Here is a 19,694-nt window from a genome sequence, read left to right as displayed (position 1 = left end):
CCATGGGCGGGGTCAAACTTTAGAAATGGAGCTAAGAGATTCCACCCCCGCTGCCCACCCGTCGACGACAGCTCGGATCGCGTGACCGGGTCCGCCGGCGGCTCGGAGCCCCGTCGCCCGCTGAACGGCCTGTCGGACGTGCGGGCGTTCTTCCACACCAATGCCGTGCCGCTGTATTTCATCTCGCCGACCCCGTTCAACCTGCTGGGCGTCGACCGCTGGATACGAAACTTCTTCTATCTGACGTACTACGACGCTTTTGAGGGCACACATTCGCGCGTGTTCGTGCCTCGGCGACGAGACCGCCGCGATTTCGACTCCATGGACGAGGTGTGCAGCCACCTGCTGTCCGATCCCGAGACGCTCGACTTCATCGCGGGCAAAGGTCCCGGTGGCAAGTGCTGCTTTGTGATGATGAATGAGGAGATCCAGGCCCTGGCGCGGTCGGCGGGTTTGCAGGTCATGCATCCGCCCATCGAGCTGCGCGAGCGACTGGGCTCCAAGATCGTCATGACGCGGCTGGCCAACGACGCGGGTATACCGAGCGTGCCGAACACGATCGGGCGGGCCGGCTCCTACGACGAATTGCTGGCGCTCGCGCAGGACGCGGGTTTAGGTGATGATCTCGTCATCTCGATCGCGTACGGCAATGCCGGCAGTGGGACGTTTTTCGTGCACGGTCAGCAAGACTGGGACCAGCACGCCGGCAACCTGGTCGGGCAGGACCTCAAAGTCATGAAGCGCATCCGCAATGTCGAGGTGTGCCTTGAAGGTTCGGTGACCCGCCACGGCACCGTGGTCGGACCGGCGATGACGAGCCTCGTCGGATATTCAGAGCTGACGCCCAGCCGGGGCAGCTGGTGTGGCAATGACATCTGGCACGAGGTGTTGCCGCCGGCCCAGACCCGCGCCGCGCGAGAAATGGTGACCAAGCTGGGCGACGTCATGCGGCGCGAGGGGTACCTCGGCTACTTCGAAGTGGACCTGCTGCATGACCTCGACTCCGACGAGCTCTACCTCGGCGAGGTTAATCCGCGCCTGTCCGGCGCCAGCCCGATGACCAACCTGACCACCGAGGCTTACGCCGACATGCCGCTGTTCCTCTTTCATCTGCTCGAGTACATGGACGTGGAGTACGAGCTCGACATCGACGAGATCAACTCTCGGTGGGAGCGGGGCTATGGCGAAGACGAAGTTTGGGGCCAGGTGATCATCACGGAAACCTCGCCGGAAATCGAGATCTTCACCGCGACGCCGCGCACCGGGGTGTGGCGCATCGACGACGACGGTCGCGTCTCCTTCGCGCGGACCGCCAACGACTGGGCCACACTGCTCGACGGCTCCGAGGCCTTTTACATGCGCGTCGCGGCGCCTGGGGACTTGCGTTCCGAGGGTGCTCAACTCGGCGTGCTCGTCACCCGTGGACACCTGCAGACCGACGACTACCAGCTGAGCGAGCGCTGCCAGCGCTGGGTCAAAGGGATGAAAGCGAAGTTCATCTCAACGCCTCTGACGCCCGCCGCGCCGATCGTCTCTCGGCTCGTCGCGCGAGCGTGAGCGCCCCGCCGGGCATCTCGCTGGGCAACTGGCTGTCCGAGCCCTATGCAAGATGGTCTTTTCAGCACGTCGAAGACTTCGTGCCGACCGCCGCGATCTCGCGCGGCGCCGGGCCGGTCGCGGCGTTGCCGGCGGCGGGTGCTGCACTGGCGGAGATTCGGGTGACCCGTCCCGACGAGGTGATCACCACCGTCGGCACCGTGATGGCCACCACCGCTACCGACGGGTGGGCGGTCGCCCACCGCGGTTCGATGGTGGCTGAGGAGTACCTCGACGGCATGGAACCCGCTACCCGGCACCTGCTGTTCTCGGTGAGCAAGTCGTTGGTGGCCACGGTCGTCGGGGCGCTGCACGCGGGCGGTGCGATCGAGCTTGACGCGCCGGTCACGGCGTTCGTTCCCGCTCTGGCGAATTGCGGCTACGCCGGTGCGACGGTGCGCCATCTGCTGGACATGAGGTCGGGCATCGCGTTCTCCGAGGACTACGACGACCCGGCGGCGGACATCCACCTGCTCGATCAGGCGATCGGGTGGGCACCCAGGAACCGGCCGGACGCCCCGGCCACGATGCGTGACTTCCTGCTGACGTTGCGCCGGAAGTCGCCGCACGGCGGACCCTTCGAATATCGCTCGTGTGAGACCGACGTGCTCGGCTGGATCTGCGAAGTGGCCGGAGCCCAGCGGATGCCTGAGCTGATGTCGGAGCTGGTGTGGGGCCGCATCGGTGCCCAACGCGACGCCAACATAGGCGTGGACACCTCAGGCACCGGTCTGTTCGACGGCGGAATCAGCGCATGCCTGGCCGACATGATCAGGTTCGGCACGCTGTTGTTATGCGACGGCACCTCGCTGACCGGACAGCAAGTGGTGCCCGCGGCGTGGATCGCCGACACGCTGCAGGGTGGCCCCGACTCCCGTCAGGCGTTTGCCGGGAACCCGGATAACAACGAGCTGCCCGGGGGCATGTACCGCAATCAGGTGTGGTTGCCCTACCCGGGCAGTGACGTCCTGTTGTGTCTGGGGATGTGTGGTCAGATGATCTACGTCAATCGCACCGCCGAGGTGGTCGCCGCCAAGCTGTCCACCCAGCCCCACTCTCACGAGCCGCACATGGTGGCCACCCTGCGCGCATTCGATGCGGTGGCACGCGAATTGGTAAATGCGGGTGCTTAGCGCGGCGCCCGATAGGACTGGCGCGGGGACCGCGGTGCCGCGAGTTGCAGGCGGCATTTGAATTGCGCCGATCGCTCCAATGCCTTCGGGAAGCTATGCGTCCGGGTCGGCCCGGCCGCCGGTTGCGCAAAGTGAATTCGACTGCGTTATTGACGCGCGGCGCAGCGACGGGCAATGGCCCCCCGACACCAACCCCGATCAGGTGGCATGACTAACGACTAATTCCGGGTGCGCGGGACCGCAGGCCGGAGATTCGGCCGGATGAGCCGAAACCTCGCGCCGCGTATTCCGTCCGGTTACGTTTAAGTCTCTGCAGTGCGAAACAGGGATCCCGTCAGGGACCCGGTGCATGGCCGCAAGGCCCGAAGTGCGAGTCCGGATTCCGGGAGCCCGCTCAGGTACCGGCAATTTTCAGACCGGCTCGCGTCGACAGATCGGAGAAATATGGGCACCGCCGTAATTCAATGCGTTACACCGTCGATGTGGCCCTTTCGGCGAAACCTGAGTTTGCAGGTGCCTGAGGCGAATTGCAGACTCGTTGTGTCAACTCCAGTGCTTGACCCTACTTTGTGGACCGACTACCTCGATGGCGCTATTCGCAACTACGCCAAACACGGGGTAGAGCGTACTTTGAATATTGATGCAATGCGGGACGGCGTCGACACGCAATTGTTCTTCGCGGCGGTGGACGATCAGGGCGTTGTCGTGGGGGGCGCCCGGGTGGTGGGGCCGCTGTCGTCGGCCGATGATTCGCATGCTGTGATCGAGTGGCAAGGCAGTCCCGGTGCGGTCACCGTGCGAAAAATGATCGACGATCGGGTGCCGTTCGGGGTCGTCGAAGTAAAGACGGCGTGGGCTGAGAGCAGTTCTGGTCACCGCGACGCGATCGCGACCGCCCTGGCGCGCACGGCTTTACCGATCATGGCCCTGTTAGGGGTGCAGTTCGTCATGGCGACCGCGGCGGCCCACGTGCTGGATCGATGGCGTACCTCGGGGGGAGTGGTCGCGGCAGCAATCCCCGCGGTGGCCTATCCGGATGACCGCTATCGGACCAAGATGATGTGGTGGGACCGCAGCACCATCGCTAACCATGCGGATCCTCAACAACTCTCGCGAATGTATGCCGAGACCGGTCGGCTGCTGCGGGAGGCCGAGGCGTTGAGCACAACGAGCGCAGGCGTTGGCCGGTGAGCAACGCAGACGGCGGCGATACCGAAAAGGTACTAGTGCTGTGCGACGAAGACCCTGCCGATCGCCTTGCGCTCGAGCGACTTCGGTCGGACCCGCAGGTCGAGCAGATCGACCGGCTCGACGAGCAGTTGGAGACCGCACGGCGCTGCCTGCCGGCGACTGACCTGGATCTGCTCGAGGAGGCCAGGCGGTGGGCCTATTACCCCTGGCGTCGCACGCTGGTTGCGATACTGGGTCCCCGGACATTTCGCGCCGTGCGTCTGGATCGCAACCGACATCTCATCACCGCTCAGGAGCAAGCTCTCTTGAGCGGGTTGCGGGTCGGCGTCGTCGGTGTTAGCGCCGGCCATGCGATCGCCTACACACTTGCCGCCGAAGGCGCCTGTGGCACACTGCGACTGGCCGATTTCGACGAGCTGGAGCTGTCGAATCTGAACCGAGTGCCAGCCACCGTTCTCGACATCGGTCTCAACAAGGCGACAGTCGCGGCCCGCAGGATCGCGGAACTGGATCCCTACCTGCAGGTAGAGGTCATCGCGTCCGGCCTGACACCGCAATCCATGGAAGGTTTTCTCGACGGGCTTGATGTTGTTGTCGAGGAATGTGACTCGCTGGACATGAAATTGCTGCTGCGGCAAGCCGCGCGCGCACACCGCATCCCGGTGTTGATGGCCACCACTGACCGCGGTTTGATAGATGTCGAGCGCTTTGACATCGACCCGCGACGGCCGATACTGCACGGGTTGCTGGGAGACGTCGACGCCGTCCGGCTGAGCGGGCTGACCACCCGGGAGAAAGTGCCATATGTGCTCAATATCCTTGACAGCAAGCAACTCTCGACGCGCGGCGCAGCGTCGCTGGTCGAAGTCGGGCACACGCTAGCGGGGTGGCCGCAGCTGGCCGGCGACATCTGGGTCGGTGCCGCCACGGTGACCAGCGCAGTGCGCCGGATCGGCCTCGGGGAACCACTTGATTCCGGCCGGGTGCGGGTAGATGTCAATGCGGCCCTGGATCGCCTCGAGCAGCCCGCGATGCACCGCGCGGAAGCGGACGTTGCTGAGCCGCAAGACAATGCGTCCCAGCCGCAACGGCGCGTCAGCGAAATCGTAGCCGAGGCGGCCATCTGCGCGCCCTCAGGGGGCAATGCGCAACCGTGGCATGTTGCAGCCGAACAGGATTCGCTCACGCTGCGACTGGCGCCGGAACGCACGTCACTGATGGACATCGGTTTCCGGGGCAGTGCGGTGGCGCTCGGGGCGGCGATGTTCAACGCGCGAGTCGCGGCAGCGGCACATAAGGCCCTGGGGTCTGTCGAATTCGACATGACGCAACCCGGCTCACCGTTGCAGGCGACGATGCGGTTCGGTCACGGCGACGACCCCAGTCTGGCCGCCCTTTATCAGCCGATGCTGCATCGCGCCACCAACCGATATCGCGGTACTCCAGGCCTAGTGGAAGCTACGACCGTTGAGCTGCTTCGCCGGGCGGCTCGGGCCGAAGGTGCGCGATTGCGACTCTTTCTGACGCGCGATGAGATCGAACGGGCCGCAGCGATTCTGGCCGCTGCCGACCGCATCCGGTATCTGACTCCCAGGCTGCATGAGGAGATGATCTCCGAGCTTCGATGGCCTGGGGACGCCGCCTCGGACACCGGCATCGACGTTCGAACCCTGGGGCTGCCTGCTGCCGAGTTGCGCGTTCTGGAGTTGCTGAGCCGCTCCGATGTCGTTGCGCGCCTCGCGCAGTGGCAGGTCGGAACGGCACTCGGAACTGACATGGCCGAGCGGGTGTCGGCGAGCTCGGCGCTGGCGATCGTATATGTTGACGGCACCACGCTCATCGATTTCGCTCGCGGCGGCTCGGGGATGCAGGCGGTATGGATCGCGGCCCAACAGTGTGGTCTGGCCGTGCAACCCGTCTCACCGGTCTTCCTTTACGGCTGCACCACGGAGGACCTGCACAAGGCTTCACCGCATTTTGCTGCGGAGCTGCACCGCCTGCAGCACGAGCTGCGGGACCTGGCCAACGCCGGCGAAGACGAGCACGAGATATTGGTATTCAGACTGTTCCATGCGCCGCCACCGTCGGTGCGTAGCCGCCGGCGCCGCCGTCAAGACAACTGAGAGTCGCGACCTACCCCTGATGGACGACAACGCCACGCCGCATCGGCTTGACCAGATAGTCACCGCGGTAGCCAACCAACTCATGGAAGCCGACGCCTCCACGTCGGTGGAAGTCAGTCGGCGGGTGCTCGCCTATCTGGTGGAGCAGCTGGGCGTCGACGTCAGCTTCCTCCGTCACAACGATCACGACATCGATGCGACCAAGCTGGTGGCCGAATGGCCGCCCCGGGTGGACATCCCCGACCCCGATCCTCTCGCGGTGATCTATTTCGCCGACGCCGACCCGGTGTTCGCGCTGTGCCAACATGCCAAGGAACCGGTCGTGTTGCGCCCTGATCCGGCCTCCGACGAGTATCAGCAGCGCATCCGCGAAGGCCGGCAGATCATGGCGACGTCGCTGGCTGCCGTGCCCCTGATATCGGCGGAAGTCACCACCGGAACATTGGGATTGGTCAAGTTCGGAGACCGGGAGTGGCACGAGGCGGAGCTGAACGCCCTCAAGGCCATCGCGACCCTGTTCGTTCAGGTACAGGCCCGAATAGCCGCCGAAACACAGCTCCGCCACCTCGCCGACCACGACGACCTGACCGGACTGCACAACCGTCGGGCCCTGTTGCGGCACCTGGACCAGAGGCTGGCTCCCGGTCAGCGCGGCCCGGTGGCGGCGCTGTTCCTCGACCTCGACCGCCTCAAGACCATCAACGATTACCTCGGTCACGCCGCGGGTGACCAGTTCATTCAGGTGTTCGCCCAGCGGCTGCGGTCCGCCTGTGGCAGTGAAAGCCTGATCGCCCGACTGGGCGGCGACGAATTCGTCGTTGTCCCGGCGGCGCCGATGAGCGCCGACGCCGCGGTAGATCTTGCCCAGCGGCTGAGCGACCAATTCAGAGAACACGTGTCCATTGGCGGTGAGGTGCTCACCCGCACCGTCAGTATCGGCACCGCCTCCGCGACGCCCGGAACGGACACCCCGTCGAACCTGATTCGCCGGGCTGACCAAGCCGTTCTGGCGGCCAAGCACGCGGGCGGAGACGGCGTCGCGGCATTCAGTGCCGACATGGCCGAACGAAGCGAACTGCGCAACGATATCGAGCTGCACCTCAAAAGTGGCATCGAATCCGACGCGCTGCGTCTGGTCTATCTACCCGAGGTGGATCTGCGGAGCGGCGAAATCGTGGGTGTCGAAGCCCTGGTTCGGTGGCAGCATCCCACCCGTGGCTTGCTTCCGCCGGATTCCTTCATCCCGGTCGCCGAATCGGTGATCTCGCGGGGGAGTTGGACCGATGGGTGCTCCGATCGGCCTGCAACGAGTTCGCGAACCTGCAGTCCGAGGGGCTGGGCCGCGGACTGGTACTTCGGATCAACGTCTCACCAGGTCAGCTGGTAACCGGGGGATTTGCGGACTTGGTGGCCGACACGATCGGCCGACACGGTCTCGCCGCCTCGTCGGTGTGCCTGGAAATCACCGAGAACGTCATCGTCCAAGACCTGCAGACCACGCGCGCCACCCTGGCCGGACTCAAAGAAATCGGAGTCCAGATCGCCATCGACGACTTCGGAACCGGCTACAGCGCCATGTCGCTGCTGCAGACCCTCCCGATCGACACGCTCAAGATCGACCGGGGATTCGTGCGACGACTGGGCGCCGACCCCAGCGATCTGGTCATCGTGCGTGGAATCATGGTCCTGGCCCAGGGATTCAACCTCGATGTGGTGGCGGAAGGCATCGAAACGCAAGCTGCGGCAAGAGTTCTGATCGATCACCAGTGCTATCGCGGGCAAGGCTTCCTGTACTCGCCGCCGGTGTCCGGGCCCGCGATGCGGCGCATGCTTTCCGGCTAGCGGGCAGGGTGCGGCCCGCTCCGAGAACGCGCCTGACGCGAACGCAGCCACACGGCTCGCAACATGTCTGCCCCCGGCGCGGTTCGAATGTGCGACCTAGCGTTCAGCAGTTGGCGCGGTTGACAGCCGAAATGCTTGTCTAGCCGCTGGTCAGCGCACCGCTTGCGAAAGTCGTGCCGGAAAAGAATTCGAATAACCCGCGAAGCCTCGCGGTGGCGTGCTGAACCGGTCATACTCGTCGCGCCTTCGCTTGCCAATCCTCTTCGCCCCCGGAGCTAAACGAATTCGTATGTCTTAATTGCACCTGAATGGTTGGTTTCTGTAGCAGTGCGGGCGGCCATACCAATTACTGAAGTTCTGGCCACCGCCGGCGAAGAAGTGTCAGGGGCTATCGCGGTGTTGTTTTCTGACCTTGGTTAGGCTTATGAGTCGATGCACGCGCAGGCCTGCATTTCATTCGCGGTTCGTCGAGGCGTTAAGCGAGGCTGGGAGTTCCAATAGAGTTGCCGAAGCGGTCGGTGCATCGCCGTTGCAGCTGATCGAAGAAGGCGTCCTCGGGGTGATCAATGCGCCGACAAAGCCTGCTGTTGGGGCGTCCGTTAGTCGGCAACGGCGCTGCCGGTGCCCCCGGGCAGGCCGGCGGTCCCGGTGGCGCGGCCGGCCTCATCGGTGCTGGCGGCAACGGTGGGACTGGCGGTATCGGCGGCGGCGACGGTGGCACGGTTGGTAACGGTGGGTGGCTGTGGGGCAACGGCGGAGGCGGGGGTTGCGCCCCAGTTCGCCGATGGCCGACATGGGGGGACGCGTATGCTTCTCGATTCGTCCGGCCGGCGGCACTCCCGATGTCGGCTCTAGAGCAGGGGTGTAGTTCTCATCTGGCTATGTGATTAATGCCTTTCCGATCGTTGTACCCACTTTTGAGCGGAGGAAATGTGGACGACGTCCGCATACTGGCGTTTAGCCAGGTAACGCCGGAGCTATTCACCCGGCGAGACATCACCGAATACCAAATCAATCGCCGATTGCTGAGCGACTCAGTTACCGGCACGCGCGGGATCGTTGTGGAGCACTACACTTTTCCACCGGGTTTCATTCACCATATGCATCGTCATTCTAATGCTGACTTGATCATTATTCCGCTCTCCGGCACGCTGAAATTTATCGGTGCGTCTGAGAACTCGACCGAAATTAGTCCGGGTCAGCTCCTATTGATTCCGCGTGACAGTTGGCATGAGTTGCACAACGACAGTGCTGAAATCTGCCAGGTGGTGCAATTTTTCAATGGGGTGGGCGAATTAGATGAAATGGAGTACGAAGCCCACCCCGTTCGCGGCGTGCCGTGGACCAAGAATGACCTTTGACGATATTGCCAGGTTCGCTATCCGGACCGCCTGCCGCGAGAGCACCTACTGCGGTCACAGTGGAGTTCGGTAGGAATGCGCAGCCGCCGGGCGCAATTGGATCGATCTTTTTGACAATGGGTACGGCCCCGGTATCGCTTTGCACGGACTGGCGCGGGTCGTCATTGCCTGTGCCCCGTTGGTCGGGCCCCAGGCAGTAGTGCAAGTCGGGTTGGCGATCCGCTCAAGGACGTGCAGCTTTCAACTATGGCGTTAGAGGTGGCTTCGTGGACATCGGAAATCACGAAGTGCATCCCACACAGGGCCCACGATCCGGGCACGGGAAGAACTCGGTCAAAGGGAGACCGACCCTGGGCAGTTCCAAGATCCGCAACGCCAAGGCCCCGGTCCTGGTGCACAGGGTGCGCGAGCCAGAGCCGTTTGCGCCTGATTACCCCGTCGCGATGTGCCTCTGGGTGGTGAGTCTTGGTCGTTTGACCGAGGAGACTCTCGAGATTGTCCCGCTGCATCGCGACCGACACGCCGGTGAATCCATCACCACCCGGGCGCTGTCCTCACCCGAACGCGAGATGTCAGCCTTGAGTCGACGTGATGCAGCCGCGTAAGCGCCCCCGGCACGACTCGAACGTGCGACCTAGGGATTAGAAGGCCCTTGCTCTATCCACCTGAGCTACGGAGGCAATGCGCAGGTCAGTCTATCCAACACCGAAAATCAAGGGGCGCAGGCAACGCAACGCGCTCGAAAAGTCTTTGATAATGCGAAAAATCGGTTATGGTGTGAGCCTCGACACACGTACAACACCGGCCGGCCATCGGCCGTTAACCGCAACGAGGCGTGTGCCTGACGTCGAGGGGTGTGCTGAGCAATGTGCATTGCAAGTGTGACTTCGCGGTGCTCGCGTGCGGGTGCCGAGGCGTTGCGCCAGGGCGCGCAACTCGCGGCCGACGCGCGCGATACCTACCGTGCCGGGTCGGTACTGCTGCGCGGATCCCCATTCGCCGTCGGCTGGATCGCGGGGTGGCTGGCCACCGAGTTCCCGCCGCACGTCGTGACCGGCCACGCGTTGTCCCGCATCGCGCCGCAGTCGATCAACCGCGTCGGCACCAGCTGGGCCGCCCAACGTGCGGACAGTGCGCTCACCGCCGCCCTGCAGGGGTTGTTCGGGCCGGACTTCCGTGACCAGGTGTTCCACCCGACGACCGACCCGGCGCTGAGCGTACGCCGCGGAATACTGCCCAAGCCCAAGCCGGGCCCGTACCGCCGCTACGCGGCCAAGACCTCCAACATCTCCTACGGCCCGGGTGGTACCGAGCACCTGCTCGACATCTGGCGCCGCCCTGACCTGGCACCCGGTCACCGGGCGCCGGTACTCATCCAGGTACCCGGCGGGGCGTGGAGTGTCAACGGCAAGCGGCCACAGGCCTACACCTTGATGAGCCGCATGGTCGAACTCGGCTGGATCTGCGTCTCGATCAACTACAGCAAGAGCCCCCGGGCCAAGTTCCCCGCGCACATCATCGACGTGAAGCGGGCGATCGCCTGGGTCCGGGAGAACATCGGCGACTACGGCGGCGACTCCGACTTCATCGCGATCACCGGCGGGTCGGCCGGCGGACACCTGGCCTCGCTGGCCGCGCTCACCCCGAACGACCCGACATTTCAGCCCGGGTTCGAGTGCGCCGACACCACCGTGCACGCGGCCGCCCCCTATTACGGCGTCTACGACTTCACCGACTTCGACAACATGCACGAGATGATGCTGCCGTTCCTCGAGCACTTCGTCATGAAGGCCCGATTCGACGAAGAGCCGGAACGATTCACCACGGCCTCGCCGATCTCCTACGTGCACCGCGAAGCGCCACCGTTCTTCCTGCTGCACGGGGACAGAGATCAACTGGCTCCCGTCGGGCAGGCCCGGGCTTTCTGCGCGGCGCTGCAAGGAGTCGGGGCGCCCACTGTTGCCTATGCCGAACTCGCCAACGCGCATCACGCATTCGACATCACCCCGACGGTGCGATCCCGGTTGGCCGCCGACGCCGTCGCCGATTTCCTGGGTGTCGTCTACGGCCGGCGCGAAAGCGAGCTCATGGACTCGTTCGCGTTGTCCGCCTCGCCCGCCAGCTGAGGCGGCGACCCCAGGGCCTTCACCACAGCGGGCGCGTCGATCCTGCGGCGTCTGCGAGAGCATCCTCACTTTCACCACCGCCCCAACCGGACTAGCGTTGGGTTGGCAATTCTGGTGGCGGGGCCTGATAGCAGGAGGTTTGATCAGCGGTGAGAGGGTTGACGTGTCGAGCTGCCCGGCCCGCGGGGGGTCGTGACCATGGCTGAGGCCGTGGGTTTGTCCGACGAACTCGGACCGGTCGACTATCTACTGCATCGAGGCGAGGCGAATCCGCGGACCCGCTCCGGCATCATGGCGCTGGAGCTGCTCGACACCACGCCGGACTGGGACCGCTTCCGGTCGCGCTTCGAGAAGGCCTCCCGCAAGGTCTTGCGGCTACGGCAGAAGGTCGTCGTGCCCACGCTGCCGACGGCGGCACCCCGCTGGGTCGTCGACCCCGACTTCAATCTCGATTTCCATGTCCGGCGGGTTCGGGTGGCCGAACCGGGCACGTTGCGGGAAGTGTTCGATCTGGCCGAGGTGATGCTGCAGTCCCCGCTGGACATCTCCCGGCCGCTATGGACGGCCACACTCGTCGAAGGCCTGGCCGACGGTAAGGCCGCGACGCTGCTGCATCTCAGCCACGCGGTCACCGACGGGATGGGTAGCGTCGAGATGTTCGCCGAGATCTATGACCTGGAGCGCGATCCCGATCCCAGACCGATGCCGCCGCAACCGATTCCGCAGGATCTCAGCCCCAACGACCTGATGCGCCAGGGCATCAACCACCTGCCCATGGCAATCGTCGGCGGCGCGCTGGGCGCGTTGACCGGCGCGGTGTCGGCGGCCGGAAAAGCGGTGCTCGATCCCGTGTCCACGGTGTCGGGGATCCTCGGCTATGCCACGTCGGGTGCGCGCGTGTTGAATCGCGCCGCCGAACCCTCACCGCTGCTACGTCGGCGCAGTCTGGCCACTCGCACCGAAGCGATCGACATCCGGCTCTCCGACCTGCACAAGGCGGCCAAAGCCGGGGGCGGGTCCATCAATGACGCATATCTCGCCGGCCTCTGCGGAGCATTGCGCCGCTATCACGTCGCTCTCGGCGTGCCGATCAGCACGCTGCCCATGGCGGTACCGGTGAACCTGCGCGCCGAAGGCGATGCGGCCGGCGGGAATCAGTTCACCGGTGTCAACCTCGCTGCGCCCGTCGGCACGGTTGATCCGGTAGCCAGGATCAAGAAGATCCGGGCGCAGATGACCCAGCGTCGGGAAGAACCCGCGATGAACATCATCGGGTCGATGGCGCCGGTGCTCAGTGTGTTGCCGACCGCCGTGCTCGAAGGCATCAGCAGTTCGGTCATCGGCAACGACGTGCAGGCGAGCAACGTTCCGGTCTACCCCGGCGACACCTACATCGCCGGGGCGAAAATCATGCGCCAGTACGGCATTGGTCCGTTGCCCGGCGTGGCGATGATGGTCGTGCTGATCTCCCGCGGCGGATGGTGCACCATTACCTGTCGCTACGACAAGGCGTCGGTGCGCCACGACGAACTGTTCGCCCGGTGCCTGCTGGAGGCCTTCGACGAGATCCTGGCGCTGGCCGGTGACCCGCCGCCGCACGCGGTGGCGGCTTCGTTCGAAGCCGAGCAGGTTGCGTCCGCGCGATCGGGGTCGGGCTCGTGAGCTCCGCCGACGACAAGGACGCGGGGGAGCAGCCGCAGACCAAGGATCTGCGGCTGCCCGGTTCGGTGGCCGAGATCATGGCCAGTCCACCGGGCCCGAAGATCGGCGCGTTCTTCGACCTCGACGGAACCCTGGTGGCCGGCTTCACCGCTGTCATCCTGACCCAGGAGCGCCTGCGTCGCCGTGACATGGGTGTAGGGGAACTGCTGAGCATGATCCAGGGTGCGCTCAACCACACCTTGGGGCGCATCGAGTTCGAGGAACTCATCAGCAAGGCGTCCATGGCGCTGGCCGGGCGCTTGTTGACCGACCTGGACGAGATCGGCGAGCGCCTGTTCAACCAGCGGATCGAGTCCCGGATCTATCCGGAGATGCGGGAGTTGGTGCGGGCGCACGTGGCTCGCGGCCACACCGTGGTGCTGAGCTCGTCGGCGCTGACCATCCAGGTCAACCCGGTGGCGCGCTTTCTGGGCATCGCGAACACGCTCACGAACAAGTTCGAGACCAACGAAGACGGATTGCTCACCGGCGGCGTGGTCAAGCCGATCCTGTGGGGGCCGGGCAAAGCCGCTGCGGTGCAACGCTTTGCGGCCGAACACGACATCGACTTGAAGGACAGCTACTTTTACGCCGACGGCGACGAGGACGTCGCGCTGATGTATCTGGTCGGCAACCCGCGCCCGACCAACCCGGAGGGCAAGATGGCCGCCGTCGCCAAGCGCCGCGGCTGGCCCATCCTGAAGTTCGACAGCCGCGGCGGGGTGGGCCTGCGCCGCCAGATACGCACGCTGGCCGGTTTCGGTTCGATGGTGCCGGTAGCCGCCGGCGCGGTGAGTCTCGGCCTGCTGACCCGTAATCGGCGGCGCGGCGTGAACTTCTTCACCTCGAACTTCTCCGCACTGCTGCTGGCCACCTGCGGCGTGCACCTCAACGTCATCGGGAAAGAAAATCTGACCGCGCAGCGGCCCGCCGTCTTTATCTTCAATCACCGCAATCAGGTTGACCCGATCATCGCCGGTGCGCTGGTGAAGGACAACTGGGTCGGCGTCGGCAAGAAGGAACTGCAACGCGACCCGATCATGGGGACGATGGGCAGACTGCTCGACGGCGTCTTCATCGACCGAGACGATCCCAACTCCGCGGTCGAGATGCTCCACACTGTGGAGGACCGCGCCCGCAACGGGCTGTCCATCGTGATTGCCCCGGAGGGCACCCGGTTGGACACCACCGAGGTCGGTCCGTTCAAGAAGGGGCCGTTCCGGATCGCGATGGCCGTGGGAATTCCGATCGTCCCCATCGTGATTCGCAATGCCGAGATCGTCGCGTCCCGTAACTCCACCACCTTGAACCCGGGCACCGTCGACGTGGCGGTGTTCCCGCCGATCCCGGTCGACGGCTGGACCGTGGACACCCTGGCCGAACGCATCGCCGAGGTACGGCAGCTCTACCTGGACACGTTGGCGGACTGGCCGTATGACGGGCTGCCCGAGGTCGAGCTGCGCAAGGCGAAGCCGCAGGCTCCGGCTGCCAAGAAGGCGCCGGCGAAGAGGGCTCCCGCCAAGAAGGCCGCGGCGAAGAAGACCGCCGCGAAGAAGGCTCCCGCCAGGAAGGCCGCGGCAAAGAAGGCCGCCGCGAAGAAAGCTCCCGCCAGGAAGGCCGCCGAGAAAGCTGCCGCCACACAGGTTCCGGAGGCGACACCCGATCTCACCCCGCATGAATCCAGCGTTGATCTGACACCCAGAGACGCGGCGGCGGAGGCCGACCAGGACCGGGCCGATTCGTCGACAACTCAGCTCTGAGGCATGCCGTGACCAAACCGGCCGCTGACACCAGCGCAGTCCTGACCGCACACGATTCGCTGGTGCTTGCGTCGATGGACACCGCGGTCGAGATGGAGCTGGTGATGGATTGGCTGGGTCAGCAGCGTGCCCGTATGCCGCAGAACAGCTTCGACGTGTTGAAGCTGCCGCCGCAGGACGCGGCGCCCGGAGCGCTGACCGCCCTTGTCGAGCAACTCGAATCCGATCAGGACCGGTCCATCGTGCCGGTCCGGGTGTTCTGGCTGCCCCCCGCCGACCGGAGCAAGGTCGCCAAGGTGGCCGCCCTGCTCCCGGGCCGGGATCCCTACCACCCCAACCAACGTCAGCAACGACGCATTCTGCGCACCGAGCCTTGGCGTGCACGCGTGGTGGCCGGTGAATCGGCCAGCGTGTCTGAACTCCGCCGGCAGTGGCGTGACACCACCGGTGGCGCGAACAGTCTGGAATTCGCACAGTTCGTCACCCGCCGGGCGCTGCTGGCGCTGGCCCGTGCGGAGTACAGAATCCTTGGACCGCAATACAAGTCGCCCCGGCTGGTCAAGCCCGAAATGCTGGCCTCGGCACGATTCCGGGCCGGGCTGGAGCAGATTCCCGGCGCCACCGCCGAGGAAGCCGGCCGCATGCTCGACGAGCTGGCGACCGGATGGAGCCAGGCATCGGTCGACGTGATCTCGGTCCTCGGCAGGATGCTGAGCCGCGGGTTCGACCCGGAATTCGACTACGACGAATATCAGGTAGCGGCCATGCGCGCGGCTCTGGAAGCCCATCCCGCCGTTTTGCTGTTCTCGCACCGGTCTTACATCGACGGGGCGGTGGTGCCGGTTGCGATGCAGGACAACCGGTTACCGCCGGTGCACATGTTCGGCGGAATCAACCTGTCCTTCGGCGTCATGGGTCCTCTCATGCGCCGCTCCGGGACGATATTCATCCGCCGCAACATCGGCGACAACGCGCTGTACAAGTACCTACTCAAGGAGTACGTGGGTTACATCGTGGAGAAGCGGTTCAACCTGAGCTGGTCCATCGAAGGCACCCGCTCGCGGACCGGAAAGATGTTGCCGCCCAAGCTCGGGCTGATGAGTTACGTCGCCGACGCCTACCTGGACGGTCGCAGCGAAGACATTCTGCTGCAAGGGGTTTCCATCTGTTTCGACCAGTTGCACGAGATCGCCGAGTATGCGGCGTATGCGCAGGGTGCCGAGAAGACGCCAGAGGGCTTCAGTTGGCTCTACAACTTCATCAAGGCCCAGGGTGAGCGCAACTACGGCAAGATCTACGTCCGCTTTCCCGAAGCGGTGTCCATGCGTCAGTATCTCGGCCCGCCCAACGGTCCATTGGCCACCGATCAGGCCGCGAAACGACTCGCGCTGCAGAAGATGTCGTTCGAGGTGGCCTGGCGGATACTGCAGGCCACGCCGGTGACCGCAACCGGTCTGGTGTCGGCGTTGCTGCTCACCACCCGCGGGTTGGCTTTGACACTCGATCAGTTGCACCACACGTTGCAGGATTCGCTGGACTACCTCGACCGAAAGCACACGCCGGTGTCGACCAGCGCGTTGCGGTTGCGCTCGCGCGAGGGTGTGCGCGCGGCGGTTGACGCCCTCTCCAACGGACACCCGGTGACCCGTGTCGACAGCGGACGGCAGCCGGTCTGGTACATCGCCCCGGCCGACGAGCACGCCGCGGCCTTCTACCGGAACTCGGTGATCCACGCGTTCCTGGAGACCTCGATCGTAGAACTGGCACTGGCGCACGCCCGCACCGCCACGGGTGACCGTGTCGAAGCGTTCTGGGCCCAGGCGATGCGGCTGCGCGATCTGCTGAAGTTCGATTTCTATTTCGCCGACTCGGCTTCCTTCCGCACCAACATCGCCGAAGAGATGGCCTGGCACCAGGACTGGGAGGCCCAACTCGCCGCCGGGGCCGAGCACATCGAGAAGATGCTGTATGCCAAGCGGCCGTTGATGTCCGACGCCATGCTGCGCGTGTTCTTCGAGGCCTACGAGATCGTTGCCGATGTGCTGCGCGATACCAAGCCGGACATCAGTCAAAAGGAGTTGACGGAACTGGCACTCGGCGTGGGTCGGCAGTATGTGGCGCAGGGTCGGGTCCGCAGCAGCGAATCGGTGTCGACGCTGTTGTTCGCGACCGCGTGGCAAGTCGTCGCCGACCAGGATCTCATTGCCGCGGCGCCCGACCTGGCGGACCGCCGGGTCGCCTTCCGCCGGGAACTGCGCAACATTCTGCGCGACTTCAGCTACGTCGAGCAGGTTGCCCGCAACCAGTTCGTCGCGCGCGAGTTCGAGATGCGCCGGCGTCGCTCCGAAGACCGGTGAGCTGACCGCGACGCCGGGATCCCACTGGTGTCGCGCGCCAGCACCACTGCTGTTGTCCACAATCGCGACTTCGTCCACAGGCGCAGCGGGCGCCAAGCCGACTCCGGCATGGTTCGTCGGTGTCGGCGGGCTCAATGGGCTGCAACACCAGCACGACCCACGAGAAAGTTGAGCCAATGTTCGAAACATGGATGACCGTCGTCGGCCACATCGTCACCGAGCCCCAGCGCCGCCGCGTCGGCAACGAAGAACTGATCAAGTTCCGGATGGCGAGCAACTCCCGCCGCCGGACCGGTGACGGCGGCTGGGAGCCGGGCAACTCGCTGTTCATCACGGTCAACTGCTGGGGGCGTTTGGTCACCGGGGTGGGCGCCGCGCTGGCGAAAGGTGCGCCGGTGATCGCGGTGGGTCACGTTTACACCAGCGAGTACGAGGACCGCGACGGCAACCGCCGCTCATCGACGGAGATGCGGGCCACGGCGGTCGGCCCGGACCTGGCCCGCGCGATCGTGCGCATCGAAAAGCCCATCTACACGGGGCCGCAACCCGTCGAGGCAGCGGCCGCCGACGGGGCCGGTACGTCCGGTGCAGGGACGCAATCCGCGGTCGTCGGCGGCGCCGATGACGGCGCCGCGGGCCCCGGCGCCCTCCCGCTGTCGGCCTAGTGGTCGGGGCGGTGCATAGGATGGTCCGCGGACAACCAAAGACCAGAAAGGCAACACCGCGGCATGGCTGAGTTCATCTACACGATGAAGAAGGTCCGCAAGGCGCACGGCGACAAGGTGATTCTCGACGACGTCACGTTGAGCTTCTACCCGGGCGCCAAGATCGGCGTCGTCGGTCCCAACGGGGCCGGGAAGTCGAGCGTCTTGCGGATCATGGCCGGATTGGACAAGCCGAACAACGGTGACGCCTTCCTGGCTACCGGCGCAACGGTCGGCATCCTGCAGCAGGAGCCACCACTCAACGAGGAAAAGACCGTCCGCGGCAACGTGGAGGAGGGCCTGGGCGAGATCAAGGTCAAGCTCGACCGGTTCAACGAGGTCGCCGAACTGATGGCCACCGACTACTCCGACGAGTTGATGGAGGAGATGGGCCGGCTACAGGAGGACCTGGACCACGCGGACGCGTGGGACCTGGATTCGCAGCTGGAGCAGGCCATGGACGCGCTGCGCTGCCCGCCACCGGACGAAGCGGTCACCAACCTCTCCGGCGGCGAGCGTCGCCGGGTGGCGTTGTGCAAGCTGCTGTTGTCGAAGCCCGACCTGCTGCTGCTCGACGAGCCGACCAACCACCTGGATGCCGAGAGCGTGCAATGGCTCGAGCAGCACCTGGCCAGCTACGCGGGCGCGATCCTGGCGGTCACCCACGACCGCTACTTCCTGGACAACGTGGCCGAGTGGATCCTCGAGCTCGACCGCGGCCGCGCCTATCCGTACGAAGGCAATTACTCGACCTACCTGGAGAAGAAGGCCGAGCGGATCTCGGTACAGGGCCGCAAGGACGCCAAGCTGCAGAAGCGCCTGCAGGATGAGCTGGCCTGGGTGCGCTCGGGCGCCAAGGCCCGTCAGGCCAAGAGCAAGGCACGGTTGCAGCGCTACGAGGAGATGGCGGCCGAGGCCGAGAAGACCCGCAAGCTCGACTTCGAGGAGATCCAGATCCCGGTCGGGCCCCGGCTGGGCTCGGTGGTCGTCGAGGTAGAACATCTCGACAAGGGCTTCGAGGGCCGGACGCTGATCAAGGACCTCTCCTTCACCCTGCCTCGCAACGGCATCGTCGGCGTCATAGGCCCCAACGGCGTCGGGAAGACGACCCTGTTCAAGACCATCGTCGGGCTCGAACAACCCGACAGTGGCACCGTCAAGGTCGGCGAAACCGTCAAGCTCAGCTACGTGGACCAGGCCCGTTCCGGCATTGACCCGAAGAAGACGGTGTGGCAGGTCGTCTCGGACGGCCTGGACTACATCCAGGTCGGCCAATCCGAAGTGCCGTCACGAGCCTACGTGTCGGCGTTCGGGTTCAAGGGGCCCGATCAGCAGAAGCCTGCGGGAGTGCTGTCCGGCGGCGAGCGCAACAGACTCAACCTCGCGCTGACACTCAAGCAGGGCGGAAACCTGATCCTGCTGGACGAGCCGACCAACGACCTGGATGTCGAGACCCTGAGCTCGCTGGAGAACGCGCTGGTCAACTTCCCCGGCTGCGCCGTGGTGATCTCGCACGACCGCTGGTTCCTGGACCGCACCTGCACCCACATCCTGGCGTGGGAGGGCGACACCGACAACGAAGCCAAATGGTTCTGGTTCGAAGGCAATTTCGGCGCATACGAGGAGAACAAGGTCGAACGACTCGGTGCCGAAGCCGCGCGTCCGCACAGGGTCACCCACCGCAAGCTGACACGGGACTAATGTCAGTCTCGCCACACCACAACGCGGGCGGAAACGGCCGCGCAGGAGTGGGGGGAGTGGAGCATCACCCGCGACGATGCGGCCGGAGCAACCGCTGAG

13 protein-coding genes, 1 tRNA gene and 1 pseudogene are annotated in these 19,694 nt (G+C 65.1%); 14 read left to right on the top strand and 1 reads right to left on the bottom strand.

The window, feature by feature from the left end:
• Positions 1-81 precede the first annotated feature (81 nt).
• From AC5Y7D_RS02335 to AC5Y7D_RS02300, 8 genes and pseudogenes are all read left to right on the top strand, one after another.
• The gene (locus AC5Y7D_RS02335) at positions 82-1,557 is read left to right on the top strand and encodes a biotin carboxylase (RefSeq protein ID WP_499921118.1); all 1,476 of its coding nucleotides are present in this window, start codon (positions 82-84) and stop codon (positions 1,555-1,557) included.
• Positions 1,554-2,729 carry a serine hydrolase domain-containing protein gene (locus AC5Y7D_RS02330; protein ID WP_499921113.1) on the top strand — a complete coding sequence of 392 codons (1,176 nt, stop codon included), beginning with the start codon at positions 1,554-1,556 and terminating at the stop codon, positions 2,727-2,729. Before AC5Y7D_RS02335 ends, AC5Y7D_RS02330 begins: the two co-directional genes overlap by 4 nt.
• Positions 2,730-3,173: 444 nt before the next feature.
• The gene (locus tag AC5Y7D_RS02325) at positions 3,174-3,920 is read left to right on the top strand and encodes a hypothetical protein (RefSeq protein WP_499921109.1); all 747 of its coding nucleotides are present in this window, start codon (positions 3,174-3,176) and stop codon (positions 3,918-3,920) included.
• Entirely contained in the window at positions 3,917-6,043 is a 2,127-nt protein-coding gene (locus tag AC5Y7D_RS02320; RefSeq protein ID WP_499921105.1) for an Rv1355c family protein, read from the top strand. Before AC5Y7D_RS02325 ends, AC5Y7D_RS02320 begins: the two co-directional genes overlap by 4 nt.
• Before the next feature lie 16 nt (positions 6,044-6,059).
• Positions 6,060-7,885 (top strand): annotated as a pseudogene (locus AC5Y7D_RS02315) (putative bifunctional diguanylate cyclase/phosphodiesterase).
• Positions 7,886-8,212: 327 nt separating this feature from the next.
• Positions 8,213-8,305 (top strand): PE domain-containing protein, encoded by a 93-nt coding sequence (locus tag AC5Y7D_RS02310; RefSeq protein ID WP_499921692.1) that lies wholly within the window; start codon positions 8,213-8,215, stop codon positions 8,303-8,305.
• Positions 8,306-8,451: 146 nt separating this feature from the next.
• Positions 8,452-8,772, top strand: a complete 321-nt coding sequence (locus tag AC5Y7D_RS02305) for a hypothetical protein (RefSeq protein ID WP_499921101.1) — start codon at positions 8,452-8,454, stop codon at positions 8,770-8,772.
• Positions 8,773-8,817: 45 nt separating this feature from the next.
• On the top strand, positions 8,818-9,246 hold the full coding sequence (locus tag AC5Y7D_RS02300) for a cupin domain-containing protein (RefSeq protein WP_499921096.1): 429 nt from the start codon (positions 8,818-8,820) through the stop codon (positions 9,244-9,246).
• A gap of 606 nt (positions 9,247-9,852) precedes the next feature.
• Here the strand turns inward: AC5Y7D_RS02300 and AC5Y7D_RS02295 are convergent.
• Positions 9,853-9,926, bottom strand: a tRNA-Arg gene (locus AC5Y7D_RS02295).
• A 186-nt stretch (positions 9,927-10,112) separates the two neighbouring features.
• Between AC5Y7D_RS02295 and lipQ the strand changes: the two genes are divergently transcribed.
• The 6 genes from lipQ (at position 10,113) to ettA (ending at position 19,595) form a co-directional block, all read left to right on the top strand.
• Positions 10,113-11,372 carry an esterase LipQ gene (gene lipQ / locus AC5Y7D_RS02290; protein WP_499921093.1) on the top strand — a complete coding sequence of 420 codons (1,260 nt, stop codon included), beginning with the start codon at positions 10,113-10,115 and terminating at the stop codon, positions 11,370-11,372.
• A 198-nt stretch (positions 11,373-11,570) separates the two neighbouring features.
• Positions 11,571-13,034 carry a WS/DGAT/MGAT family O-acyltransferase gene (locus tag AC5Y7D_RS02285; protein ID WP_499921090.1) on the top strand — a complete coding sequence of 488 codons (1,464 nt, stop codon included), beginning with the start codon at positions 11,571-11,573 and terminating at the stop codon, positions 13,032-13,034.
• Between the two features lie 77 nt (positions 13,035-13,111).
• Positions 13,112-14,833, top strand: coding sequence for an HAD-IB family hydrolase (locus AC5Y7D_RS02280; protein WP_499921690.1), 1,722 nt, complete (start codon positions 13,112-13,114; stop codon positions 14,831-14,833).
• Between the two features lie 8 nt (positions 14,834-14,841).
• The gene (locus tag AC5Y7D_RS02275) at positions 14,842-17,190 is read left to right on the top strand and encodes a glycerol-3-phosphate 1-O-acyltransferase (RefSeq protein WP_499921087.1); all 2,349 of its coding nucleotides are present in this window, start codon (positions 14,842-14,844) and stop codon (positions 17,188-17,190) included.
• A 176-nt stretch (positions 17,191-17,366) separates the two neighbouring features.
• Positions 17,367-17,855, top strand: a complete 489-nt coding sequence (locus AC5Y7D_RS02270) for a single-stranded DNA-binding protein (protein WP_499921082.1) — start codon at positions 17,367-17,369, stop codon at positions 17,853-17,855.
• A 63-nt stretch (positions 17,856-17,918) separates the two neighbouring features.
• Positions 17,919-19,595: an energy-dependent translational throttle protein EttA gene (gene ettA / locus AC5Y7D_RS02265; protein ID WP_499921078.1), complete on the top strand. Its 1,677-nt coding sequence runs from the start codon at positions 17,919-17,921 to the stop codon at positions 19,593-19,595.
• Positions 19,596-19,694 lie beyond the last annotated feature (99 nt).

It is taken from the genome of Mycobacterium sp. NGS49, assembly GCF_059812565.1.
The sequence above is the reverse complement of the archived record's forward strand: the minus strand, read 5'-3'. Positions and strand labels throughout refer to the sequence as shown.